Annotated in this window: 21 protein-coding genes; 16 read left to right on the plus strand and 5 right to left on the minus strand. The window is 71.6% G+C overall.

Going from position 1 to position 23,931, the window contains the following annotated elements; all coding sequences use genetic code 11:
- Positions 1 to 150: 150 nt before the first annotated feature.
- Positions 151 to 1,236, minus strand: a complete 1,086-nt coding sequence (locus ACFYL4_RS24245; protein WP_357770064.1) for a polyprenyl synthetase family protein — start codon at positions 1,234 to 1,236, stop codon at positions 151 to 153.
- A gap of 322 nt (positions 1,237 to 1,558) precedes the next feature.
- On the opposite strand from ACFYL4_RS24245, the gene metF reads away from it, so the two are divergent.
- Positions 1,559 to 2,422 (plus strand): methylenetetrahydrofolate reductase [NAD(P)H], encoded by an 864-nt coding sequence (metF, locus tag ACFYL4_RS24250; RefSeq protein WP_387521421.1) that lies wholly within the window; start codon positions 1,559 to 1,561, stop codon positions 2,420 to 2,422.
- On the opposite strand, the gene ACFYL4_RS24255 is transcribed toward metF, so the two are convergent.
- Both ACFYL4_RS24255 and ACFYL4_RS24260 read right to left on the minus strand, forming a co-directional pair.
- The gene (locus ACFYL4_RS24255; protein ID WP_387521347.1) at positions 2,340 to 2,948 is read right to left on the minus strand and encodes a GNAT family N-acetyltransferase; all 609 of its coding nucleotides are present in this window, start codon (positions 2,946 to 2,948) and stop codon (positions 2,340 to 2,342) included. The genes metF and ACFYL4_RS24255 overlap by 83 nt on opposite strands.
- Before the next feature lie 280 nt (positions 2,949 to 3,228).
- The gene (locus tag ACFYL4_RS24260; protein ID WP_013154123.1) at positions 3,229 to 3,723 is read right to left on the minus strand and encodes a transcriptional regulator; all 495 of its coding nucleotides are present in this window, start codon (positions 3,721 to 3,723) and stop codon (positions 3,229 to 3,231) included.
- 501 nt (positions 3,724 to 4,224) lie between these two features.
- Between ACFYL4_RS24260 and pyrR the strand changes: the two genes are divergently transcribed.
- The 14 genes from pyrR (at position 4,225) to ACFYL4_RS24330 (ending at position 20,402) form a co-directional block, all read left to right on the plus strand.
- Positions 4,225 to 4,896: a bifunctional pyr operon transcriptional regulator/uracil phosphoribosyltransferase PyrR gene (pyrR, locus tag ACFYL4_RS24265; RefSeq protein ID WP_387521352.1), complete on the plus strand. Its 672-nt coding sequence runs from the start codon at positions 4,225 to 4,227 to the stop codon at positions 4,894 to 4,896.
- Complete coding sequence (locus tag ACFYL4_RS24270) at positions 4,896 to 5,804, plus strand: aspartate carbamoyltransferase catalytic subunit (RefSeq protein ID WP_357769638.1); 909 nt, start codon at positions 4,896 to 4,898, stop codon at positions 5,802 to 5,804. The genes pyrR and ACFYL4_RS24270 overlap by 1 nt, the downstream gene beginning before the upstream one ends.
- A gap of 109 nt (positions 5,805 to 5,913) precedes the next feature.
- A complete protein-coding gene (locus tag ACFYL4_RS24275) occupies positions 5,914 to 7,215 on the plus strand; it encodes a dihydroorotase (RefSeq protein WP_387521355.1) in 1,302 nt (433 codons plus the stop codon).
- Positions 7,216 to 7,271: 56 nt separating this feature from the next.
- The gene (gene carA, locus ACFYL4_RS24280) at positions 7,272 to 8,414 is read left to right on the plus strand and encodes a glutamine-hydrolyzing carbamoyl-phosphate synthase small subunit (RefSeq protein ID WP_387521423.1); all 1,143 of its coding nucleotides are present in this window, start codon (positions 7,272 to 7,274) and stop codon (positions 8,412 to 8,414) included.
- A gap of 15 nt (positions 8,415 to 8,429) precedes the next feature.
- Positions 8,430 to 11,738 (plus strand): carbamoyl-phosphate synthase large subunit, encoded by a 3,309-nt coding sequence (gene carB / locus ACFYL4_RS24285; protein WP_387521358.1) that lies wholly within the window; start codon positions 8,430 to 8,432, stop codon positions 11,736 to 11,738.
- Positions 11,739 to 11,823: 85 nt separating this feature from the next.
- The gene (locus ACFYL4_RS24290) at positions 11,824 to 12,723 is read left to right on the plus strand and encodes a dihydroorotate dehydrogenase electron transfer subunit (protein WP_387521361.1); all 900 of its coding nucleotides are present in this window, start codon (positions 11,824 to 11,826) and stop codon (positions 12,721 to 12,723) included.
- A gap of 65 nt (positions 12,724 to 12,788) precedes the next feature.
- Entirely contained in the window at positions 12,789 to 13,730 is a 942-nt protein-coding gene (locus ACFYL4_RS24295) for a dihydroorotate dehydrogenase (protein ID WP_387521364.1), read from the plus strand.
- Positions 13,731 to 14,063: 333 nt separating this feature from the next.
- A complete protein-coding gene (gene pyrF, locus ACFYL4_RS24300; RefSeq protein ID WP_387521367.1) occupies positions 14,064 to 14,771 on the plus strand; it encodes an orotidine-5'-phosphate decarboxylase in 708 nt (235 codons plus the stop codon).
- Positions 14,772 to 15,164: 393 nt separating this feature from the next.
- The gene (gene mihF / locus ACFYL4_RS24305; RefSeq protein WP_017546565.1) at positions 15,165 to 15,488 is read left to right on the plus strand and encodes an integration host factor, actinobacterial type; all 324 of its coding nucleotides are present in this window, start codon (positions 15,165 to 15,167) and stop codon (positions 15,486 to 15,488) included.
- Between the two features lie 330 nt (positions 15,489 to 15,818).
- Complete coding sequence (gmk, locus tag ACFYL4_RS24310; protein WP_387521370.1) at positions 15,819 to 16,409, plus strand: guanylate kinase; 591 nt, start codon at positions 15,819 to 15,821, stop codon at positions 16,407 to 16,409.
- 133 nt (positions 16,410 to 16,542) lie between these two features.
- Complete coding sequence (rpoZ, locus tag ACFYL4_RS24315; protein ID WP_017614384.1) at positions 16,543 to 16,809, plus strand: DNA-directed RNA polymerase subunit omega; 267 nt, start codon at positions 16,543 to 16,545, stop codon at positions 16,807 to 16,809.
- Positions 16,810 to 16,936: 127 nt separating this feature from the next.
- A complete protein-coding gene (gene coaBC, locus ACFYL4_RS24320) occupies positions 16,937 to 18,130 on the plus strand; it encodes a bifunctional phosphopantothenoylcysteine decarboxylase/phosphopantothenate--cysteine ligase CoaBC (RefSeq protein ID WP_387521425.1) in 1,194 nt (397 codons plus the stop codon).
- Between the two features lie 265 nt (positions 18,131 to 18,395).
- Positions 18,396 to 19,589 carry a methionine adenosyltransferase gene (metK, locus tag ACFYL4_RS24325; protein ID WP_357769653.1) on the plus strand — a complete coding sequence of 398 codons (1,194 nt, stop codon included), beginning with the start codon at positions 18,396 to 18,398 and terminating at the stop codon, positions 19,587 to 19,589.
- A 153-nt stretch (positions 19,590 to 19,742) separates the two neighbouring features.
- Positions 19,743 to 20,402, plus strand: a complete 660-nt coding sequence (locus tag ACFYL4_RS24330; protein ID WP_387521373.1) for a hypothetical protein — start codon at positions 19,743 to 19,745, stop codon at positions 20,400 to 20,402.
- 54 nt (positions 20,403 to 20,456) lie between these two features.
- Here ACFYL4_RS24330 and ACFYL4_RS24335 read toward each other — a convergent pair whose 3' ends face one another.
- Both ACFYL4_RS24335 and ACFYL4_RS24340 read right to left on the minus strand, forming a co-directional pair.
- A complete protein-coding gene (locus tag ACFYL4_RS24335; RefSeq protein WP_387521375.1) occupies positions 20,457 to 21,374 on the minus strand; it encodes a hypothetical protein in 918 nt (305 codons plus the stop codon).
- Between the two features lie 128 nt (positions 21,375 to 21,502).
- Positions 21,503 to 22,735, minus strand: a complete 1,233-nt coding sequence (locus ACFYL4_RS24340; RefSeq protein WP_387521377.1) for a DUF349 domain-containing protein — start codon at positions 22,733 to 22,735, stop codon at positions 21,503 to 21,505.
- 460 nt (positions 22,736 to 23,195) lie between these two features.
- Here ACFYL4_RS24340 and ACFYL4_RS24345 point away from each other — a divergent pair, with 460 nt between their 5' ends.
- Positions 23,196 to 23,873, plus strand: coding sequence for an MBL fold metallo-hydrolase (locus ACFYL4_RS24345; protein WP_387521379.1), 678 nt, complete (start codon positions 23,196 to 23,198; stop codon positions 23,871 to 23,873).
- Positions 23,874 to 23,931 lie beyond the last annotated feature (58 nt).

The raw sequence follows: 23,931 nt of genomic DNA on the forward strand, positions 1-23,931 counted from the left end.
TTGGGCGAGGGAGTTCAGGTGTTGCGTCACAACAAGACCATGGGCTCCCTCGCCTCATGCTCAGACCACGCACCCCTGGGAATTACTCATCTAGGGGCCTCGGGGGCGGGACTCCGGTGCGGGCCCGGCCGGGCCCGCACCGGGACGGGGTCAGTGCGAGCGCCGGGTGGCGGCCACCACCAGGTCGCCGAGCGGACCACGGGCGGAGGCGTCCAGCTCGGGGCTCTCCAGGGCGGCCAGGGCCTGGTCGGCGTACTCGGCGACCATCGACTCACAGGCGGCCAGCGCCCCCGAGGACTCGATCAGCGCGCACATCCACTCCACCGCGTCCACGGCGAGGTCGGGCGCGCCCAGCAGGCCGCGGAAGCGCTCGGCGTCGGCCTCGTCGGAGCGGGCCAGCGTCTCGGCCACGACCAGGGTGCGCTTGCCCTCGCGCAGGTCGTCGCCCGCGGGCTTGCCCGTGGTGCCCGGGTCGCCGAAGACCCCGAGCACGTCGTCCCGCAGCTGGAAGGCGATGCCCAGCGGGATGCCGTAGTCGGTGTAGACACCGGCCAGTTCCGTGTGCCGCCCGGCCAGTGCGGCGCCCAGGTGGAGCGGCCGCTCCACCGTGTACTTGGCCGACTTGTAACGCATCACGCGCAGTGCGGCCTCACGGGTGGCGGTGCCGCGGACCTGCTCCAGGGTGTCCAGGTACTGCCCGGCCATCACCTCCGTGCGCATCGCGTCGAAGGGGGGCCTGCCGCCCTGGAGCGTGTCGGGGGAGAACCCGCTGGCCTGGTACATCTCGTCGGACCAGGCCAGGCACAGGTCGCCGATGAGGATCGCGGCCCCCTCGCCGAACCCGTCGCTGTCGCCGCTCCAGCCGTGGTCCGCGTGGAGCTTGGCCATGCGCTTGTGCGTGGCGGGGCGTCCGCGCCGGGTGTCGCTGTTGTCGATCACGTCGTCGTGGACCAGGGCGCACGCCTGGAGGAACTCCAGGGAGGCGGCGGCCCGCACCATGCGCGCGTCGCCCGCGGCGCCGCCCGCCCCGCGCCACCCCCAGTAGGCGAAGGTGGGGCGCAGGCGCTTGCCCCCGGAGAGCATCGCCTCCAGGGAGTCCATGGCCGGGGCCAGCTCCTCTCCGATCTCCAGCAGCCGTTCGCGGTGGGCGGAGCAGAAGGAGGTGAGTTCGCGGTCCACGTCGGCGCGGACGACGGACACGGCTGAGGAGGCTGAGGAAGATGAGGAGAGGGCCATACCCTGCACATTAGCGGCTGGTTCGCGCGCGCTTCCCCCGGATCGGGGGAACGGGGTGTGGTTCCCGGGCAGGGGTTCACTGAGACCCGTGTTGTCCAGAATGAGAGAAGAACGTTCCCTGTGTGCCTTTTGTTGTCTCGCATTCTGGGAAATGGAGAGAATCGGCGGTTTCTGTCTCACGAAGTGGGACACGCCGTCCGGGGGATCGAGGGTCTCGCCTAAGGTTGGAGTCATGTTGGCTGCACCGACCCGCCCCGTGGCGTCCCGATCCCCGGCCTCCAGGCCGCGTCATATCCGCGACCTCCTGGACTCGGGCGAGCCGATGTTCTCCTTCGAGTTCTTCCCGCCCCGCAACGCCCGGGCCCAGGAGCGGCTCTGGCGCGCGATCCGCGAGATCGAGGCCCTCGGCCCGTCCTTCGTCTCGGTCACCTACGGTGCGGGCGGCGGCACCCGCGACCTCACGGTGGAGACCACCGAGCGCATCGCCACCGACACCACGCTGATGCCGGTCGCGCACATGACCCTGGTGGACCACTCCGTCGCCGAGCTCCGCCACCTCATTGGCCGTCTGGCCGACGCGGGCGTGTCCAACATGCTCGCCGTACGCGGCGACCCGCCCGGCGACCCCGACGGCGAGTGGGTCCGACACCCCGACGGCCTCACCTACGCCGAGGACCTGGTCCGGCTCCTCAAGGAGAGCGGCGACTTCTGCGTGGGCGTGGCGGCCTTCCCGTTCAAGCACCCGCGCTCGGCGGACGTGGAGACCGACACCGACCACTTCGTGCGCAAGTGCGAGGCCGGGGCCGACTACGCCATCACCCAGATGTTCTTCGACGCGGAGGACTACCTGCGCCTGCGCGACCGGGTGGCCGCGCGCGGCTGTGAGGTGCCGATCATCCCCGAGGTCTTCCCCGTGGTGAAACTCGCCTCCATCCCGCGCTCGGAGCAGCTCTCCGGAGCGCCGTTCCCGCCCGCCCTGGCCGAGCGCTTCCAGCGGTTCGGCGACGACGAGGCGGCGGTGCGCGCCTTCGGGATCGAACACGCCCAGCGCATGTGCGAGCGGTTGCTCTCCGAGGGAGCCCCGGGCATCCACTTCATCACCTTCAACCAGTCCACGGCCACCAGGGAGATCTACCACGAGGTCGCCGGGTGCCGGGCCCGAGGAGCGGAAGCCGCGCGGCCATGATCGAGAACGGTTGGTCGGGGGAGCCGGGGAACGAGAAGGACTCCAGCACCTCGACGAACCCGCACGAGCGGTAGAGGTGGCGCGCGGGCGAGGGGCCGGTGCGGGTGGAGAGCACCGCGGTCGGCTCCGGGCGCCCCGCGCACAGCGCGTGCAGGAGCGAGCGGCCCAGGCCCCGGTTCTGCGCCTCCGGGAGCACGTGGACCTCGGCGATCTCCAGCGGGTCGGCCAGGTACCGGCGCGCGTGGCGTGAACGGCCGTGGTCGCGCAGCCCCTCGGTGACCACGTCGTGCCACCACTGCCCCTCGCGGCCGTGGAAGGCGTAGGCGAAGCCGAGGGGGCGTTCGCCCTCCACGGCCACCACCGAGGCGAACCCGGGGTAGCCGGCGTGGGAGACCATCACCGCCGCCCGCCCGGGCAGCTGTTCGGTCGGCGGGCGCATGGCCGCCTCGTAGATCTCCAGCAGTGCGGGCACGGCGTGCGTGAACGCGGGGGGTGCGAGGGCGCGTAACTCGGTGCGGTCTGCCACGCACCCACCCTAGGGCGCGCGCCGGGGTCGCCGCTGGTCCCGGCCGGGGCCGGCGCTTCTTGACGCGTGCCCCGGAGAGAGTGTTAACTGTCCTTGGTCGAACACGCGTTCGACTGGCTCCGCCGGTCCGCCGGCGGGTACGGCGCGGCCGGGTCGGGGAGGGGAAGCCCCGGCCCGGCCGCGTCCGTCTCGGCCCGGTGTCCGGGCACGCGGAAGGCCGGGCGCCCCCTCGGGGGTGCCCGGCCTTCTCCCGTTCGGGAGGTCCCGCCGGTCGCGTCTCCTAGAAGGCGTCGACGGCCCGACGGGCCTCGGGGTCGAGGACGCCCCAGTTGATGAGCTCCTCGGTCAGGTCGCCCGGCGACTTGTCGTAGATGACCGCGAGTGAGCGCAGGTCCTCCTGGCGGATGGACAGCACCCGCCCGTTGTAGTCGCCCCGCTGGCTCTGGATGGTGGCGACGTAGCGGGAGAGCGGCCCGGCCTTCTCCTGCGGGAGCTGCTGCATACGCTCCAGGTCGATGACCAGCTTGGGTGTGGGACCCAGGGGCGTGGGCGCGGCGCCGCCGGGCAGCAGCTCCGACATCGGCACCCCGTAGAAGTCGGCCAGCTCGGCCAGCTTCTGCACGGTGACGGCGCGGTCACCGCGCTCGTAGGAGCCCACCACGACGGCCTTCCAGCGTCCGTGGGACTTCTCCTCCACCCCGTGCAGGGACAGGCCCTGCTGGGTGCGGATGGCACGCAGTCGCGCACCGAGGGACTTGGCGTATTCGGATGGCATCTTCTTGTCGCTCCCGGCCGTGACGGTGGCTGGCGTGAGTGGGGAGACGTCCGCTCGTACTCGGCGGGCCGCCTGAGCGGTCCAGCGGATGGTCACGGGGTGCAACCCCACCCGGTAGTGGTTACAGACAGTGACGGTAGAGGGGGGCTGGTGTCCAGGTCAAGCCGTTGGTGTGAAACGCGACTAATCAGTGGCCAAACCGTGCGTAGGTGAGACGCCTCTCATTTTGGGAGGAGTGCGGGCGAGCGGGGCGCGATCGGAGGTCGGAAAGCCCGCCCCTACAGGGAATTTCGTGATTCGTCCGAATGGTGTGCAAATCCGGAGTGTCATGATACGGATACTCTTAGCTGGGCAATTGGCGGGGGTCTTTGTGACTAGCATCACATTGACGGTCTCGGGGTGTGGAACGCGCCCGGAGGGCCCTTCGTCCGCGCTGGTAGCGTGGCCCCGATCGACATCCTTTAACGACCTGTTCTGTGAGGCAGGGAAGGGGTCACTACTTTGCGTGCGCGAAAACCCACCAGAGGTGACGCGGGGCCAGCGGTTCCGGCTCCCTCACCCGAGGTACCGGAGACCCCCGAGGTCCCCGAAGGCACCAGGGCCGTCCTGGACGGCAACGAGATCAACCGGGCCCTGACCCGGATCGCCCACGAGGTGCTCGAACGCACCAAGGGCGGTGAACACGTCACCCTCCTGGGCATCCCCTCACGCGGCGTACCGCTGGCCGAACGCCTGGCCCGCCGCATCGAGCGCGTCGAGGACCTCAGCGTCCCCCACGGCTCGCTCGACATCACGATGTACCGCGACGACCTGCACCTGGCGCCCGCCCGCGCCCTGGGCCGGACCGAGATCCCCGCCGGCGGGCTCGACGACCGCGTGGTCGTCCTCGTCGACGACGTCCTCTTCTCCGGCCGCACCGTCCGCGCCGCCCTCGACGCCCTCGGCGACCTCGGCCGCCCCCGCGCCGTGCAGCTCGCCGTCCTCGTCGACCGGGGCCACCGCGAACTCCCCATCCGCGCCGACTACGTGGGCAAGAACCTGCCCACCTCCCTGCGCGAGAGCGTCACGGTCCTGCTCGACGAGACCGACGGCCAGGACGCCGTGCTCCTCGGCCCCTCGAAGCCGCGCTCGGGCACCGCGTCCCCCGCCGACACCCAGGAAGGGGACGCCTGATGCGCCACCTGCTCTCCGCGGGAGACCTCAGCCGCGACGAGGCCACGCTCGTCCTCGACACCGCCGCCGAGCTGGCCCAGGTGGGGGACCGCTCCGTCAAGAAGCTCCCCACCCTGCGCGGACGCACCGTGGTCAACCTCTTCTACGAGGACTCCACCCGCACCCGCACCTCCTTCGAACTGGCCGCCAAGCGCCTGTCCGCCGACGTCATCAACTTCTCGGCCAAGGGCTCCAGCGTCTCCAAGGGCGAGAGCCTCAAGGACACCGCGCTCACCCTCCAGGCGATGGGAGCCGACGCCGTCGTCATCCGGCACGGCGCCTCCGGAGCACCCCACCGCCTCTCGCACTGGGTCGACGGCTCCGTGCTCAACGCCGGCGACGGCACCCACGAGCACCCCACCCAGGCCCTGCTGGACGCCTACACCATGCGCGACCGCATGGGCCGTCTCGACGGCCTGCGCGTGGCCGTGGTCGGCGACATCCTGCACAGCCGGGTCGCCCGCTCCAACGTGCTGCTGCTCACCACCCTGGGCGCGCACGTCACCCTGGTCGCGCCGCCCACCCTGCTGCCGGTCTCGGTACACACCTGGCCGTGCGAGGTCTCCTACGACCTCGACGACGTCCTGCCCAAGTCCGACGTGGTCATGATGCTGCGGGTCCAGGCCGAGCGCATGCGCGACTCGTTCTTCCCCTCCGTACGCGAGTACAGCCGCAACTACGGGCTCGACGGCGAGCGCCTGGGGCGGATGCCCTCCGACGCGATCGTCATGCACCCCGGCCCGATGGTCCGGGGCATGGAGATCTCCGCCGAGGTCGCCGACTCCCCGCGCTGCACCGTCACCGAGCAGGTCGCCAACGGCGTCAGCCTGCGCATGGCCGTGCTCTACCTGCTCCTCGGCGGCTCCTAGAGGAACGGCGCCCGGACGCGCGAGAGCCGCACGAGCGAGCCCGCCGCGTCCGAGGCCCCGCCCAGGCGGCCCCACGAACCTCACGAAACACGAGAAAGCCGACACCTTCATGCCCGAAAACACCGGACCGTACCTGATCAGGGGCGCCCGACCGCTCGGTGGCGACCCCGTCGACCTGCTGTTCTCCGACGGCCGGATCGCCGCGATCGGCCCGGACCTGGAAGCCCCCGAGGACGCCCACGTCGTGGACGCCACCGGCCTGGTCGCCCTCCCCGGCCTCGTGGACCTCCACACCCACCTGCGCGAGCCCGGACGCGAGGACGCCGAGACCGTCGCCACGGGTTCCCGCTCCGCCGCCATGGGCGGCTACACCTCCGTGCACGCCATGGCCAACACCGACCCCGTCGCCGACACCGCCGGCGTCGTCGAGCAGGTCTGGCGCCTGGGCCGCGAGGCCGGGTACTGCGACGTGCGCCCCGTCGGCGCGGTCACCGTCGGCCTCGCCGGGGAGCGGCTCTCCGAGATCGGCGCCATGGCCGACTCCGCCGCCCGGGTCCGGGTCTTCTCCGACGACGGCATCTGCGTGTCGGACGCCCTGCTCATGCGCCGCGCCCTGGAGTACGTCAAGGCCTTCGACGGCGTCGTCGCCCAGCACGCCCAGGAGCCGCGCCTCACCGAGGGCGCACAGATGAACGAGGGCCGCGTCTCCGACCGACTCGGCCTGCCCGGCTGGCCCGCGGTCGCCGAGGAGGCGATCATCGCCCGTGACTGCCTGCTCGCCCAGCACGTCGGCTCGCGCCTGCACGTGTGCCACGTCTCCACCCGGGGATCGGTGGACATCATCCGCTGGGCCAAGGCGCGCGGCTGCGACGTCACCGCCGAGGTCACCCCGCACCACCTGCTCCTCACCGACGACCTGGTGGAGGGTTACGACCCGATCTACAAGGTCAACCCGCCGCTGCGCACCGCCGAGGACGTCCAGGCGCTGCGGGAGGGGCTGGCGGACGGCACGATCGACATCGTCGCCACCGACCACGCGCCCCACCCCAAGGAGGCGAAGGAGACCGAGTGGTCCAACGCCGCCATGGGAATGGTCGGCCTGGAGACCGCGTTGGCGGTCGTGCAGCAGACCATGGTCGACACCGGCCTGCTCACCTGGGCCGAGGTCGCCGACCGCATGTCCGCCGCCCCCGCCCGCATCGGCCGGGTCGACGACCACGGCCGGGGTCTGGCCGAGGGCGAGCCCGCCAACGTCGTCCTGTACGACCCCGCGGCCCCGGTCGCGGTCGACGGCGCGGCCATGGTCACCAAGAGCGACAACACCCCCTTCCGGGGCATGACCCTGCCCGGCCGGGTCCGCGCCACCTTCCTGCGCGGCGTGCCCACGGTCCTGGAGGGGAAGATCAATTGAGCACTCAGAACGCAGTGAGCGCCCAGGTCCGACCTGGAGCGGAAGAGGGGGAGAACGTGTCCGAGGAGACCGGCGGTCCGGCGATCCTGGTGCTTGAGGACGGTCGTGTGTTCCACGGTCGCTCCTTCGGCGCCACCGGCGAGACCTTCGGGGAGGCCGTCTTCAACACCGGGATGACCGGATACCAGGAGACCCTCACCGACCCCTCGTACCACCGCCAGATCGTGGCGATGACCGCCCCGCACATCGGCAACACCGGGGTCAACGACGACGACCCCGAGTCCGGCCGGATCTGGGTGGCGGGCTACGTCGTCCGCGAGCCCGCGCGCATCCCCTCCAACTGGCGGGCCGAGCGCACCCTCGACGAGGAGCTGCGCCGTCAGGGAGTGGTCGGCATCGCGCTGACCGGCACCCGCGCCCTCACCCGCCACCTGCGCGACCGGGGCGCCATGCGCGCGGCGGTCAGCAGTGTCGAGACCGACCCGAAGGCGCTGCTCGCCCGCGTCCTGGAGCAGCCCCGCATGGCCGGTTCCGACCTGGCCGCCGAGGTCAGCACCGACTCCGCCTACGAGGTCCTGCCTCCCGAGGGCGTCCCGACCCGGTTCCACGTCGCCGCCGTCGACCTCGGGATCAAGGCCATGACCCCGCAGCGGCTGGCCGAGCGCGGGTGCAGGGTGACCGTCCTGCCCGCCGGCGCCACCGCCCAGGACATCCTCGCGCTCGACCCCGACGGCGTCTTCTTCAGCAACGGCCCCGGCGACCCCGCCACCGCCGACCGCTCGGTCGAGGCGATGCGCGGAGTCCTGGACGCCGGCAAGCCGCTCTTCGGCATCTGCTTCGGCAACCAGATCCTGGGCCGTTCCCTGGGCCTGGGCACCTACAAGCTGCCCTTCGGCCACCGGGGCGTCAACCAGCCGGTCATCGACACCCGGACCAAGAGGGTGGCGATCACCAGCCAGAACCACGGCTTCGCCGTGGACGCCCCGCTCGACACGCCCTTCGACACCCCCTACGGCCGGGCCGAGGTCAGCCACGTCGGCCTCAACGACCAGGTCGTCGAGGGCCTGCGGCTGCTGGACCGCCCCGTGTTCAGCGTCCAGTTCCACCCGGAGGCCGCCGCGGGCCCCCACGACGCGGCCGAGCTCTTCGACGAGTTCGTCGACCTGATGTCCGCCCAGCCCGCACCGGCTGCCAAGTAGTAAGAGGAACAGAGCATGCCGCGCCGTAGTGACCTTTCATCCGTCCTCGTGATCGGCTCCGGCCCGATCGTGATCGGGCAGGCGGCCGAGTTCGACTACTCGGGTACCCAGGCCTGCCGTGTCCTGCGGGCCGAGGGCCTGCGGGTCATCCTGGTCAACTCCAACCCGGCCACGATCATGACCGACCCGGAGATCGCCGACGCCACGTACGTCGAGCCGATCACCCCCGAGATGATCGAGAAGATCATCGCCAAGGAGCGCCCCGACGCGCTCCTGCCGACGCTGGGCGGGCAGACCGCCCTGAACGCCGCCGTCGACCTGCACGAGGCCGGAATCCTCGCCAAGTACGACGTCGAGCTGATCGGCGCCAACATCGACGCCATCCAGTCCGGCGAGGACCGCGAGGTCTTCAAGGGGATCGTCGAGCGCATCGGCGGCGAGTCCGCCCGCTCGCGCATCTGCCACACCCTCCAGGAGTGCCTGGACGCGGCCGAGGAGCTCCAGTACCCCGTCGTCGTGCGCCCGTCCTTCACCATGGGCGGCGCCGGTTCGGGCTTCGCCCACGACGAGCACGAGCTCCGCCGCATCGCCGGTCAGGGCCTGGCGCTCTCCCCGACCACCGAGGTGCTCCTGGAGGAGTCCATCCTCGGCTGGAAGGAGTACGAGCTGGAGCTGATGCGCGACACCAACGACAACGTCGTGGTCGTGTGCTCCATCGAGAACCTCGACCCCATGGGCGTGCACACCGGTGACTCCATCACCGTGGCCCCGGCCATGACCCTCACCGACCGCGAGTACCAAAAGCTCCGCGACATCGGCATCGCGGTCATCCGCGAGGTCGGTGTGGACACCGGCGGCTGCAACATCCAGTTCGCCGTCCACCCCACCACCGGCCGGGTCATCGTCATCGAGATGAACCCGCGCGTGTCCCGTTCCTCGGCGCTGGCCTCCAAGGCCACCGGCTTCCCGATCGCCAAGATCGCCGCCAAGCTCGCCGTCGGCTACACGCTGGACGAGATCCCCAACGACATCACCAAGGAGACCCCGGCCAGCTTCGAGCCCACGCTCGACTACGTGGTCGTCAAGGTCCCCCGCTTCGCCTTCGAGAAGTTCCCCGGCGCCGACCCCACCCTCACCACCACCATGAAGTCGGTGGGCGAGGCCATGGCCATCGGCCGCTCCTTCCCCGAGGCGCTCCAGAAGGCCATGCGCTCCCTGGAGAAGGCCGGCGTCGGCCTGACCTGGGCCGGGGAGCCCGGTGACAAGGACGACCTCCTGCGCCGCTCCGCCCAGCCCACCGAGCACCGCCTCCGCCAGGTCCAGCAGGCCTTCCGCGCCGGTGCCACCGTCGAGGAGCTGCACGAGGCCACGAAGATCGACCCCTGGTTCCTCGACCAGATGCTGCGCCTGGAGGAGACGGCCCGTGTCCTGGCCGGTGCCCCCAAGCTCGACGCCGCCCTGCTCCGCGAGGCCAAGGGACTCGGCTTCTCCGACGTCCAGATCGGTGAGATCACCGGTCGGCACGAGGACGTCGTCCGCGAACTCCGGCACGCCCTGGGCATCCACCCCGTCTACCTGACCGTGGACACCTGCGCCGCCGAGTTCGAGGCCGAGACCCCGTACTTGTACTCCAGCTACGACGAGGAGACCGAGGTCCCCACCGGCGACCGGCCCAAGATCATCATCCTGGGATCGGGACCCAACCGGATCGGTCAGGGCGTGGAGTTCGACTACTCCTGCGTCCACGCCTCCTTCGCGCTCTCCGACGCCGGGTTCGAGACCGTCATGGTCAACTGCAACCCCGAGACCGTCTCCACCGACTACGACACCAGCGACCGGCTGTACTTCGAGCCGCTCACCCTGGAGGACGTCCTGGAGGTCGTGCGGGCCGAGCAGGCCGCCGGGCCGGTCGTCGGCGTCATCGTCCAGCTGGGCGGCCAGACCCCGCTCGGCCTGGCCCGCCGACTCAAGGACGCGGGCGTGCCCATCATCGGCACCAGCCCCGAGGCCATCGACCTGGCCGAGGACCGCGGCGAGTTCGGCAAGGTCCTGGCCGACGCCGGACTGCCCGCGCCCAAGTACGGCACGGCCTACTCCTTCGAGCAGGCCAAGGCGGCCGCCGACGAGATCGGCTACCCCGTCATGGTCCGCCCGTCCTACGTGCTGGGCGGCCGGGGCATGGAGATCGTCTACAGCGAGCGGATGCTCGCCGACTACATCGAGCGCAACGCCGAGGTCAGCCCGGAGCACCCGGTCCTGATCGACCGCTTCCTCGACGACGCCATCGAGATCGACGTCGACGCCCTGTACGACGGGACCGACCTGTACCTGGGCGGCGTCATGGAGCACATCGAGGAGGCCGGTATCCACTCCGGTGACTCGGCGTGCACCCTGCCCTCGATCACCCTGGGCAGCGAGGACATCGAGCGCATCCGCTACTCCACCGAGGCCATCGCGCGCGGCACCGGGGTCCGGGGCCTGCTCAACGTCCAGTACGCGCTGGCCTCGGGCGTCCTCAACGTCCTGGAGGCCAACCCGCGCGCCTCCCGCACGGTCCCGTTCGTCTCCAAGGCCACAGCCGTGCCCCTGGCCAAGGCCGCCGCCCGCGTCATGGCGGGTAGCAGCATCGCGGACCTGCGGGCCGAGGGTCTGCTGCCCGCCAAGGGCGACGGCGGCGACCTGCCCGCCGACGCCCCGGTGTCGGTGAAGGAGGCCGTGCTTCCCTTCAACCGGTTCATCAACAAGGAGGGCGAGGGCGTGGACACCATCCTCGGCCCCGAGATGCGCTCCACCGGCGAGGTCATGGGCCTGGACACCGGGTTCGGTCCGGCCTACGCCAAGTCCCAGCTGGCGGTCAACGGCTCCGTGCCCACCCAGGGCAGGGTGTTCGTCTCGGTCGCCAACCGGGACAAGCGCTCGATGATCTTCCCGGTGAAGCGGCTGGCCGACCTCGGCTTCGAGATCCTGGCCACCGAGGGGACCGCCGTGGTGCTGCGCCGCAACGGCGTGCGCGCCACCGTGGTGCGCAAGCACAGCGCGGGCACCGGCCCCAACGGGGAGCCCACGATCGTGCAGCTCATCCACGACGGTGACGTCGACCTGATCGTCAACACCCCGTTCGGCAGCGCGGGCCAGTCCGGCCCCCGTCTGGACGGGTACGAGATCCGGACCGCCGCCATCGCCCGCGCGGTGCCCAGCGTGACCACCGTGCAGGGACTGGCCGCCGCCGTCCAGGCGATCGAGGCCCGCGTCCGCGGCGACGTCGGGGTGCGCTCCCTCCAGGAGCACGCCCAGTCGCTCACGGAGAGCCGCCGGAGCTCCTAGGCTGTGTCTTCCGGGTGTCGCGGGGGGCGTCCTCCCTGCGACACCCGGGCGGTATCAGCGAGTTCCAGAGAGGCCACCACCAGACATGAGCGACAACGGACCGGTGCAGACCAGGTGCCCCGTGCTGAACGTGCGCAGGGTGGACGCCTACTACGCCATCACCGTCGTCGCCCCGGGCATCGCCGAACGGTTCCGCTCCGGGCAGTTCGTGTCGGTGGCCGTCGGCAGGGACCACTCCAGCACACTGCTGCGCCGACCGTTCGCGATCCACGACGTCAAGCCCGACTACGGGGGGACCGTCGAGTTCCTGTTCGCGGTGCGCGGCACCGGCACGGCCTGGCTGGCCGAGCGAAGATCACGGGACCTGCTCGACGTGGTCGGTCCGCTCGGGCGCCCCTTCCCGCTGCCCCGCGACCCGGTCAACTGCGTGCTCGTGGGCGGGGGGTCCGGGAGCGCGCCGCTGTTCCCGCTCGCGCAGTCGCTGCGCAGGCGCGGCTGCCGGGTCGACTTCGTGCTGGGGGCGGCCTCCTCCGACCGGGTGTTCAGCGCCATCACCGCCCGGCGGGTCGCCGAGACGGCGACCTTCACCACCGACGACGGCTCGTTCGGTACGCGGGGCAGGGTCACCGACGTCCTGGGCGGCGTGATCGAGGAGGCCCGCTCGGACGCGGTGTACGCCTGCGGTCCCATGCCGATGCTGAGGGCCGTCACCCAGGTGGCCGGCAACCACGGGGTCCCCGTGCAGGTCGCGGTCGAGGAGACCATGGCGTGCGGGATCGGGATCTGCATGACCTGCGTGATCCCGGTGGTGGGGGAGGACGGCATCACCCGGATGGTGCGCTCCTGCGTGGACGGCCCGGTGTTCCGGGGCGAGCAGGTGCGCTTCGACGACGTCGGCACCATCCCCTTCGACGCCCTGGGCGCCCCGGGGTGGAAGGGGTCCGGCTCCGCCCGCGCGGTGGAGTCGGCCCGCGACATCGCCTGACACATCAGAGCCACGACAGGACCCGGGGCGGAGCCGCCGCCGGGGCCACGAGCGAGCGAAGGCCAGTGAACGCAGACCTCAGGACCAGGCTGGGCGCCCTGCGACTCCCGAACCCGGTGGTCACCGCCGCCGGGTGCGCGGGTTCGGGGCGTGAACTGTCGCAGTTCTTCGACATCGGGGAGATCGGCGCGGTCACCACCAAGTCGTTGATGTTGGAGCCGCGCGCGGGGCGTCCCGCGCCGCGCATGGCGGAGACTCCCAGCGGGATGCTCAGCACCACGGGCATGCAGGGCCCGGGGGTGGACGTGTTCCTCCAGCGCGACCTGCCGTGGCTGCTCTCGCGCGGAGGCCGGGCCATCGTGTCTATCGCGGGATCGGGCGTGGCGGAGTTCGGCGAGCTGGCTCGGCGGGTCTCCGAGGCGGAGGGGGTGGGCGCCATCGAGGTGAACCTGTCCTGTCCCGACCCGGCCGACCCGGCGGGGCGCCACTTCGCCGACGACGCGGCCCAGGCCGCGACGGTGGTCCAGACGGTGCGCTCGCACGCGCGCTCGGACGTGCCCGTCCTGGCCAAACTCGCCGCCGACGTCCCCGACGTGGTGGAGCTGGCCGGCGCCTGCGTGGCGGCCCGCGCCGACGGGCTGACGATGGTCAACACCCTGCGGGGGATGAGCGTGGACACCAGGACGCTGAGACCGGCGGTGGCCGGGGGGATGGGCGGACTGTCCGGCCCCGCGATCCGGCCGTTGGCGGTGGGGTGCGTGTACCGCGTGCACGAGGCCTTCCCCGAGGTGCCGATCATCGGCGTGGGCGGGGTACGCACCGGAACCGACGTCCTGGAGTTCATGGCGGCGGGGGCCAGCGCGGTGGGGGTGGGGACGGTGAACTTCTCCGACCCGTCCGCGTGCGCGCGGGTGTTGCGCGAGTTCACCGAGGCGTTGGAGGCGCGGGGAGTGTCCAGGGCCTCGGACGTGGTGGGGGCCGCCCACCGCCCCGGTACGGGTGTGTGACCGCCCGTTCACGCACCCGCAGGGGCCGTGACCGGCCTGAACGGGCGTGAGATGGCTCTGTGTGGCCGAACGCGTGCGGCGGGGATACGTGGGTGGGTTCGCGGAGAACGTGCGCCTACGTCCGTTTGAGCGGCCGTTACGGGGAAGTGACGCGGGTTGGGCGCATGAAGCGCGCGATCCGGGGAACCGCACACCATGGTGGTGTGCACATGACAGCGAACGTGCATCGGCCGGTGCGTGTGTAAGCACAGGCGTAAGTACGGACGTAAGGCACGAACGGATGACTTTCCGGCACCGGCCCGGCGCCGGTGGCACACGATTGGAGAAACCGACATGACCGCGCCCTCAGCGCCCATCGCCGTCGCGATCGACGCCAACGAGATCGAGACGGCGGCCACCTGGGCCTCGGCGGTTGCGCCGCACGTGAGCACGGTCAAGGTGGGCCTGGAGCTGTACCTGCGGTACGGCCCCGACGTGATCAGCGCCGTGCGCGGCGCCAACCGGGTCGGCGTCTTCCTCGACCTGAAGCTGCACGACATCCCGGCGACGGTCGCCGGGGCCGCCCGCTCGGTCGCGGGTCTGCGTCCCACGATCCTGACCGTGCACGCGTCCGGGGGAGCGGACATGGTTCGCGCGGCGGTCGAGGCCGCGCCGGACACGAAGATCGCCGCGGTCACGGTGCTCACCTCCATGGACGAGGCGGACCTGGAGCGGGTGGGGCTGCTCGGGCCGTCTCGGGACGCGGTGCGTCGCCTGGCGGTGCTGGCTGTGGGCGCGGGCGCCCGCGCGCTGGTGTGCTCGCCCCAGGAGGTCGCGTTGGTCCGTGCCGAGGTGGGGCCGGACGTCACCCTGATCACCCCGGGCGTGCGTCCGGCCGGCGCGGACCTCGGGGACCAGTCGCGGGTCGCCACTCCGGAGGCGGCGATCGAGGCGGGCGCCGACCTCCTGGTCATCGGCCGCCCCATCACCCGTGCCCCCGACCCGGGCGCGGCGGCGGCCTCCATCGCGGCCGCGGTGCGCAGGGCGGGTGCCGGTGTCTGAAACCCCGATGCCGGGCCCGGGCGCCCGTGGGCTGCGCGGACCCGGCGGGGGTGGGGATGGGCACAGTCTCATTTGTCGCATCTGCCCCATCACTCACAGTTGTGGGTCACGGAACGTCACCAATTAGGCGTGTCCGAAACTAGGAATCCATGGCGAAGAGTGACCCGAGTCACCGCAGGGTGACCTGCGCAGGTGGTGCGCTTCCCCAGTTCGCCAATCGGGACCAAAGTCCTGATTTTCGTGCCCGCCCGCAATTGAGCAGTCACTCTGAGTAGTTCCTTCGATGAAATAGCCCTTGAAAGGGCACTTTACGTTGCCTAACAGGGGTCAGACCTACTAACTTGCGCAGGCGTCCGCCCTCTACAAACGAGTAGAAAACCGAGGTGACCCGGCGTGGCCCTTCCTCCCCTCACACCCGAGCAGCGCAGTGCGGCTCTTGAGAAGGCCGCCAAGGCCAGAAAAGAGCGTGCGGAGGTCAAGAACAAGCTCAAGAACGGCGGCATCTCGCTGTCCGAGGTCCTCTCCAACGGCCTCAAGGACGACGTCATCGGCAAGATGAAGGTTTCGGCTCTGCTGGAATCCCTCCCCGGTGTCGGCAAGGTGCGCGCCAAGCAGATCATGGAGCGGCTCAACATCGCTGAGTCGCGCCGTGTCCGGGGCCTGGGCACCAACCAGCGTGCCGCCCTGGAGAGCGAGTTCGGCGACCTCACCAAGTAACACCGGTCCGGTGGCGACACCGGCCAGCACCGCCCCCGACGCGTCCCCCACAGTCGCTCGGAGCCGCCGCACCAGTGGACACGGCACGCGGTGAGCAACAGCTCGACGCCACGGTGGGCGGGCGGGTGGACCCCAGGTCACACCCCGTCCGCCCCACCGTGGCTCGGTGATATAAAGGGAGCTTCCCGCGACCGTACGCTGCGCGCCCGCGCGCCAGCACGAGCCGCCCGCGCGGTGCGCGCCGGACCTACCGGGTCCGGCCCAGGCAGCGCTCACGAGGCCCACGGCCCACCGCGTGGCGGAGAGCCGAATGGAAGCCTGATTACTCACATGCCCGCGCAGACCGCAGACCAGTCCCGACCGGCCGAGAAACGGCTGACCGTCCTGTCCGGGCCCTCCGGCGTGGGAAAGAGCACGGTCGTCGCCCACCTGCGCCGGGTCAACCCCGACGTGTGGCTGTCGGTGTCGGTGACCACACGCAAGCCCCGCCCGGGGGAGCGCGACGGGGTCCAGTACCACTTCGTCACCGACGAGGAGTTCGACCGCCTCGTCTCCGAGGACCAGCTCCTGGAGTGGGCCCAGTTCGCGGGCAACCGCTACGGCACCCCGCGCGGCCCCGTCGAGGAACGCCTCAGCGAAGGGGTGCCCGTGCTCCTGGAGATCGAGCTCCAGGGCGCCCGCCAGGTGCGCGAGTCCATGGACGACGCCCTGCACGTCTTCCTCGCCCCGCCCTCCTGGGAGGAGCTGGTCCGTCGGCTGACCGGTCGCGGCACCGAGTCCGACGAGGTGATCCAGCGCCGCCTGGAGGTCGCCAAGGTCGAGCTCGCCGCCGAGAAGGAGTTCGACACCACCCTCGTCAACACGTCCGTGCAGGATGTGTGCGACGAGCTGCTAGCGTTGATGACAGCGCCCAAGGTGTGATAGCGGGTGCGAATCGGGCCGCGCCGACCACCGGCGGCGGCCGCATCCGCCCCATTCCGGGCCTCTAGAACCTTTCCGTCCAACCAACGTCACGGCTTCCGACGAGCCGGAGACCGTCCCTGGGGGTAACGAAGTGGCTGGTACCGAGCCCGTCGCCGAAGGCATCACCAACCCGCCGATCGACGACCTGCTGGAGTGCGTCGACAGCAAGTACAGCCTGGTCACCATGGCCTCGAAGCGGGCCCGTCAGATCAACGCCTACTACGCGCAGCTGGGCGAGGGCCTGCTCGAGTACGTCGGTCCGCTGGTCGAGACCCAGGTGCAGGAGAAGTCCCTGTCCATCGCCCTGCGCGAGGTCCGCTCCGGCCTGCTCACCGCCGAGCCGTACGAGGGCAACTGAACCACGCCCCGCACGGGCACGCCCCCTCGGGGGCACCTGCCGCGCCCGTCGCACCCCCGCACGGGGCGTGCGGCGGGCGCGTCCTGGTAGAACTCCATGTGTGAGTGACACAGAATCCGTTCCCCAGGTGGTCCTCGGCGTCGGCGGGGGCATCGCCGCCTACAAGGCGTGCGAACTGCTGCGCCGACTGACCGAGTCCGGCCACCGCGTCCGGGTGGTCCCCACCGCCGACGCCCTGCGCTTCGTCGGCGAGCCCACCTGGGCCGCCCTCTCCGGTCAGCCCGTCGTCACGGGCGTGTGGGACGGTGTGCACGAGGTCCCGCACGTGCGCATCGGCCAGGCGGCGGACCTCGTGTTCGTCGCACCGGCCACCGCCAACCTCCTCGCGAAGGCCGCCGCCGGGCTCGCCGACGACCTCCTGACCAACACCCTGCTCACGGCGCGCTGCCCGGTCGTGTTCGCGCCCGCGATGCACACCGAGATGTGGGAGCACCCCGCCACCCGGGCCAACGTGGCCACCCTGCGATCGCGCGGCGCGATCGTCCTGGACCCCGCCGTGGGCCGCCTCACCGGCGCCGACACCGGACGGGGCCGCCTGCCCGACCCGGCCGAACTGTTCGAGGCGGCCCGTCTGGTGCTCCGACGCGGTGACGCCCCCGCCGACCTGGCGGGACGCCGGGTCGTCGTCTCCGCCGGAGGCACCCGCGAGGCCATCGACCCGGTCCGCTACCTGGGCAACCACTCCTCGGGCCGCCAGGGCTACGCGCTGGCGCGCACCGCGGCCGCCCGGGGGGCCGACGTGACCCTGGTCACCGCCAACGTCACCCTGCCCGACCCCGCGGGGGTCCGCCTGGTGCGCGTGGAGTCGGCCGTCGAGCTGGCCGAGGCGATGGAGGCGGAGCGCGCCGGCGCCGACGTCGTCGTGATGAGCGCGGCGGTCGCCGACTTCCGCCCGGTCACCAGTGCCGCGTCCAAGATCAAGAAGTCCGGCGACGCCCCGGCACCGATCGAACTGGTGGAGAACCCGGACATCCTCGCCGGGCTGGTCGTGTCCCGCGGGCGGGAGAGCGCCGAGCAGACCATCGTGGGTTTCGCGGCCGAGACCGACGACGTGATCGACAACGGCCGCGCCAAGTTGGCGCGCAAGGGCTGCGACCTGCTGGTGGTCAACCAGGTCGGCGGAGGCCGCGCCTTCGGCACCGACGACAACCAGGCCACCGTGCTGGGCGCGGACGGGAGCGTCGTGGACATTCCCACAGGGCCCAAGGAGGACCTCGCCGACCGGGTGTGGGACCTGGTGGTCGAACGGCTTCCGGGATGAGGGTCACCCTCGCGGGGGAACCCCCGGCGCACAGCGCGATCCCGCGACCGACACCGTCCGGTCGGTAAAACTTCCGCCCGGCGCGCTGGATTCCTACCGCTGAGTACGACACACTCGTTCGGGTGCCGGCGTACGGCCGACGAGGCCCGTCGCCGCGCATCCGCCCCCACCAGTCCCGTTACAGTGGACCAATAACCAACCGCGTCGGTCGGTATTGCCGTACCGACACACGTCAGCCAGCAGCCGCTGCAAGGAGTCACGCAACGTGTCCCGCCGCCTTTTCACCTCCGAGTCGGTCACCGAAGGCCATCCCGACAAGATGGCCGACCAGATCAGTGACGCGATCCTCGATGCGATGCTCGCCACCGACCCCGGCAGCCGGGTCGCGGTCGAGACGCTGATCACCACGGGTCAGGTCCACATCGCGGGCGAGGTCACCACCCAGACCTACGTCGACATCCCCGCGATCGTGCGCGAGAAGATCCTCCAGATCGGATACGACTCGTCCGCCAAGGGTTTCGACGGTGACTCCTGTGGGGTCAACGTCTCCATCGACGCGCAGTCCCCGGACATCGCCCAGGGCGTCGACACCGCCTACGAGGCGCGCGTCGAGCACGAGGACGACGTCCTCAACCGACAGGGCGCGGGCGACCAGGGCCTGATGTTCGGTTACGCCAACCGCGAGACCCCCGAGCTCATGCCGCTGCCGATCAAGCTGGCGCACTCGCTCTCCGAGCGCCTGTCCGAGGTCCGCCGCAACGGTACGGTGCCCTACCTGCGCCCCGACGGCAAGACCCAGGTCACGGTCGAGTACGAGGGCCAGACCCCGGTCCGCCTCGACACCGTCGTGGTCTCCAGCCAGCACTCCGCGGACATCAACCTGGAGGAGATGCTGACCCCGGACATCCGGGAGCACGTCATCGAGCCCGTGGTGGCCGCCTACGGCCTGGACTCGGACGACTACCGTCTCCTGGTCAACCCGACCGGCCGCTTCGAGATCGGCGGCCCGATGGGTGACGCCGGTCTGACCGGCCGCAAGATCATCGTCGACACCTACGGCGGTTACGCCCGGCACGGCGGTGGCGCCTTCTCGGGCAAGGACCCGTCGAAGGTCGACCGCTCCGGCGCCTACGCCACCCGTTGGGTCGCCAAGAACATCGTCGCCGCCGAGCTGGCCGAGCGCGCCGAGGTCCAGGTGGCCTACGCGATCGGCAAGGCCCACCCGGTGGGGGTGTTCATCGAGACCTTCGGTACCGAGCGCGTCGCGCCGGAGCTGATCGAGAAGGCCGTCAAGGAGGTCTTCGACCTGCGTCCGGCCGCCATCGTGCGCGACCTGGACCTGCTGCGTCCGATCTACTCCCGGACCGCCGCCTACGGTCACTTCGGCCGTGAGCTGCCGGAGTTCACCTGGGAGCGCACGGACCGCGCCGCCGCGCTGCGTTCGTTCGTCGGAGCCTAGAACGTTTCCGCACCGAGGGCGGGTGGCCGCGGCCACCCGCCCTCGGTGCTGTCCATGTCACCTCCGCACGCCTTACGCCCCGTTTGACTACTCTGTGTTATTAATTGTGCTCAGAAAGTCACTATTCGTACCGCCGTGCGGAAGGGGAACACCATGGCCGTGACAGCTGCGGTGTCGGCGTTGGGGCTGGCGGCGTTGGTCTGGCTGCCCGGTCAGCCTGTCGAGGCGGACGAGGGGCCGGTTCCCGGCGCCGAGAGCCTGCACGTCACCGTCCAGGAGCGGTCGGAGGAGCGCCTGCGTCCGGGAGACCGCGTGGAGTACACCATCAGGGTGCGCAACTCCGGACCCGAGGCGCTGCCGGACGCGCGAGTGGAGCAGTTCCTGCCCGCGTCCATGCGCTACGTCTCCGGCGCCCCCGAGGGTGTGGAGCGGGGGCGGGCCGAATGGGAACGGCCCCTGGAACCGGGGGAGCGCGCCGTCATCACCGTGGTCGGCGAGCTCAGCGAGGTACCGGAGGGCGCGGCGCGGCCGGTCGCCACCGTGTGCCTGAGCCCGGCCGCCGACGCGGCCCCCGCCTCCTGCGCCTCCGCCGTCCACCAGGTCCAGCGCGTGCTGCCGGTGGTCTGGGTGGTGGCGGCGCTGCTCGCGATCGCCGCGGTCGCGATCGCCGTGGGCGGCTACCTGCGCTACCGGGGCACGCGGGGGCCCCGGCCGGAGCCGGAGGCGCAGAGCAACCACAGCCCGGGGTCGGTGCCCAACCTGCGCACCTTTCCCGGCCGCGCGCCCGTCTACCACCTGGACTCGCGAAGGTGATCCGTGCCGGAGCGGGGCCGGGGAGACGACCCCGGCCCCGCTCCGCGCTTTCGGTCAGTCGCGTTCGTTCCGGCGGCGCCGCCCCAGGAACAGGGCCATGGCCCCGGCCGAGACGGACGCCAGACCGGCGAGAGCCGGGACGGCCGCCACCATGCCGGTGACGGCCAGTTCCGGCTGGGAGGGCCGTGCCGAGTGGCCCTGTGCCGTCTCCTTGACCGGTGCGCCGTCGCCTCCGCTGGGCGGCGGGCTCGGCGGCTCCGGCGCGCCGGGCGCGGGCGTCTGGCCGACGGGGGCGGGTGGCGTGTCGGTCCCGTCCTCGTCCGGAGCGCTGTCCGCCCCGTCCGGGCGCGGGGGTGCGACCCCCGCGGGTTCGGGCAGGGGAAGGTGTTCCTCCTGCGGGGTGGTGGCCTCCTCGGGAAGCTCCGCCCCGCCCGGCAGCGGCCCCTCATCAGGGAGGGGGTCCTCCTCGTGCGGGGGTGTGACGCCCCCGGGCTGAGGGAGGGGATGCGGGTCCTCGTGGACGGGCCCCTCCTCGCCCGGAAGGGAGTCCTCTACGGTCTCCGGGAGGACGCCCTCCTCCGTGTGCCCGCCGTCGTACCCGCCGTACCCCCCGTACCCGTGGTACCCCCCGGTGGCCGCCGAGGCCGCGTCCTGGCTTCCTCCCCCGTCGGACGGTTCGTAGCCGTAGCCGTAGCCGTCGTCGGCCTCGGGGCCGACCTGGGGCCCGGCCGGTGCCGACACCCCGGTCGGAGGCGACGCCTCCCGCGCGTGCTCCGTGACGGTCCCCTCGGCGGCGATCAGGCCGGTCTCCTGGGAGGTGGCGGCCCCGTCGGCGGCCACGGCCGTACCCGCGCCCCAGACGAGGGGCACCGCCACCACCGTCGCGGCCCCCAGCGCGCACCACGCGCCCTTGCCGGTGGAACCGCGCCGTGCGCCGCCACGCCGTCGTGACTTCTCTGCGTAATCATCCATGCACACATTGTGGTCAACCCGGGTGGTGAAAGTCCAAAACGGCGCGAATCGAGGAGAGAAAATCCGGACGCGGCCACACGAAAGGGCCGTGTCCCGAAGGACACGACCCCCGTGGAACGAGAGAAACCTCAGCTCAGCTCGTCAAGCGCCTTCTCGGCCTCGGCCAGCCAGGAGCGGCGGGCCTCCAGGGCGGCCTCGTGCTCCTTGACCCGACGGGCGTCGTCGTTGGCCCGGGCCTTCTCCAGCTTGGCCTCCAGACCGGCGATGGCCGCCGACAACTGGTCCACCGTGTCCTTCGCGCGGGCCAGGGCCTCCGGGTTGGTGCGCTCCCACTCGGCGTCCTCGGCGCGGCGCACGCCGTCCTCGATCTGGCGGAAGGCGCCCTCCAGCTGGTCGCGCACGTCGCGCGGCAGGTCGCCCGCCTCCTCCCAGGCCTCCTGGAAGTCGCGCAGCCGGGCGCGGGCGCGACGCGGGTCGGTGATACCGGGGATCTCGGCCCGGGCCTCCGCCAGGATGCGCTCCTTGGCGTCCGCGTTCACCCGCAGCTCCGCGTCACGCTCGGCGAAGGTCGCGTTCCGGGCGTCGAAGAACGTGTCCTGCGCGGCCTTGAAACGCGTCCACAGCTTGTCCTCGCTGGCCCGGTCGGCGCGACCGGTGGCCTTCCACCGCTGCATCAGGTCCCGGTAGGCGCGGGCCGTGGGCCCCCAGTCCGTGGAGTTCGACAGGGCCTCGGCCTCGGCGACGATGCGCTCCTTGTCGGCGCGCACACCCTCCCGCTGCTGGTCCAGGTTGGCGAAGTAGGCCTTGCGCCGCTTGGAGAAGGAGTTGCGCGCGGCCGACATGCGCTTCCACAGGGCCTGCTCGGTGGGGCGGTCGGCCCGGGGGGCCTTCTTCCACTCCTCGATGAGCTGGAGCATGCGCTCGCCGCCGGACTTCCAGTGCGTGGTCTCGGCCGCGACCCGCTCGGCCTCGGCGACGATGCGCTCCTTGACCTCGCGAGCCTGCCCCCGGGCCTCCTCCTGCGCCTGCTTCTGCTCGACCTTGCGCTCCTCGGCGCGCCCGGACAGCGCGTCCAGGCGGCCGATCAGCGATTCCAGGTCACCGACGGCGTTCGCGTCCGTGATCGCGGAGCGCAGCTTCTCGATGGCGGTCATCGCGGCGGCGGCGGACAGGTCGGTGCTGCGGAGGCGCTTCTCCAGCAGCTCCACCTCGGTGACCAGAGAGTCGTACTTGCGCCGGAAGAAGGCCAGGGCCTCCTCCGGGGCGCCCGCCTGCCACGATCCGACGACCCGTTCGCCTTCGCCTGTGCGCACGTAGACCGTGCCGTCATCGTCTACGCGGCCCCAAGGGTCCGTGGTCACCGTGTCCTCCTGCTGTCGTGAACCCGTCCGGTCGGGGTCGGGTTCGGGTCGTCGCGGCGGTACCGCGCCTGTTCGTGATGGGAACCACCGTGCACCAGCACGATATCCATACGTTTCGGCGGACAACGACGCGCCGTGTCTCAGATCCGCGCGGTCCGGGAGTCCTGCTCCCGCCGCCGTGCCGTCGGCCGGGCCCGTCACCCGCCTCGGAAGAGGAGGCGCAGGTCGAGGGCCTCGATCAACACGACGACGCTGACCAATATGGCACTCCGTCGCGCCCAGGCAAAGAGCCGGGGCGCGCGCGGTGATCGAATGGTGATCAAACGCGTACCGGCGCGCACCCGCCGGTTCGCCCGCCCCGAGGTGGCTCGGTAGGCTCTGCGCCTGGGGGACCCGTGCTCCGGCCGAGGTCGGAGGGTTCCCGGACCACCAGAGGCCACCAGACAGGACGACCGCCCCCGTGCTCATCGCCGCGCTTCCCACCGGGCCCCTCAACGCGAACTGCTACGTGCTGGCACCCGCCCCGGGCGGAGCGTGCGTCATCGTCGACCCCGGACAGGGCGCCGCCCCGCAGGTCGCCAAGGCCCTGGCCGAACACGACCTCACCCCTGCGGCGATCCTGCTCACGCACGGCCACTTCGACCACGTCTGGTCGGCGGCCGAGCTCTGCGGGCTGCACCGCGTCCCGGTCCACCTGCACGAGGCCGACCGCGGCCTGCTCACCGAACCCGCCGCCGGGGTCGACGCGGGATTCGCCGCGCAGCTCCAGATGCTCCTGGGCCCCGGACCCCACCCCGAGCCGGAGCTGCTGGCCGGCGTGACCGACGGCCAGACCCTCACCCTCGGCGGCATGGAGTTCACCGTCGAGCACACCCCCGGTCACACGCCCGGGTCGGTCGTCTACCTGACGCGCACCGGCGACGGGGTCCAGGTGATGTTCGCCGGAGACCTGGTTTTCGCGGGTTCCATCGGGCGCACCGACTTCCCCGGCGGCGACGGCGAGGCGATGAACGCCAGCCTGGCCCGCTCCGTCCTGGGCCGGGACGACCACACCCAGATCCTGCCCGGCCACGGGCCCGCGACCACGGTGGAGCGCGAGCGCGCCACCAACCCGTACCTGCGGGGGGTCGCGGGTTAGGCGCCGCCCGCCGTCGCCGTCCAGGGGACCGGCCGGTGCCGTTGGCGGTAGGATTCCA

The organism is Nocardiopsis sp. NPDC006938 (genome assembly GCF_042869555.1).
GTDB lineage: Bacteria > Actinomycetota > Actinomycetes > Streptosporangiales > Streptosporangiaceae > Nocardiopsis.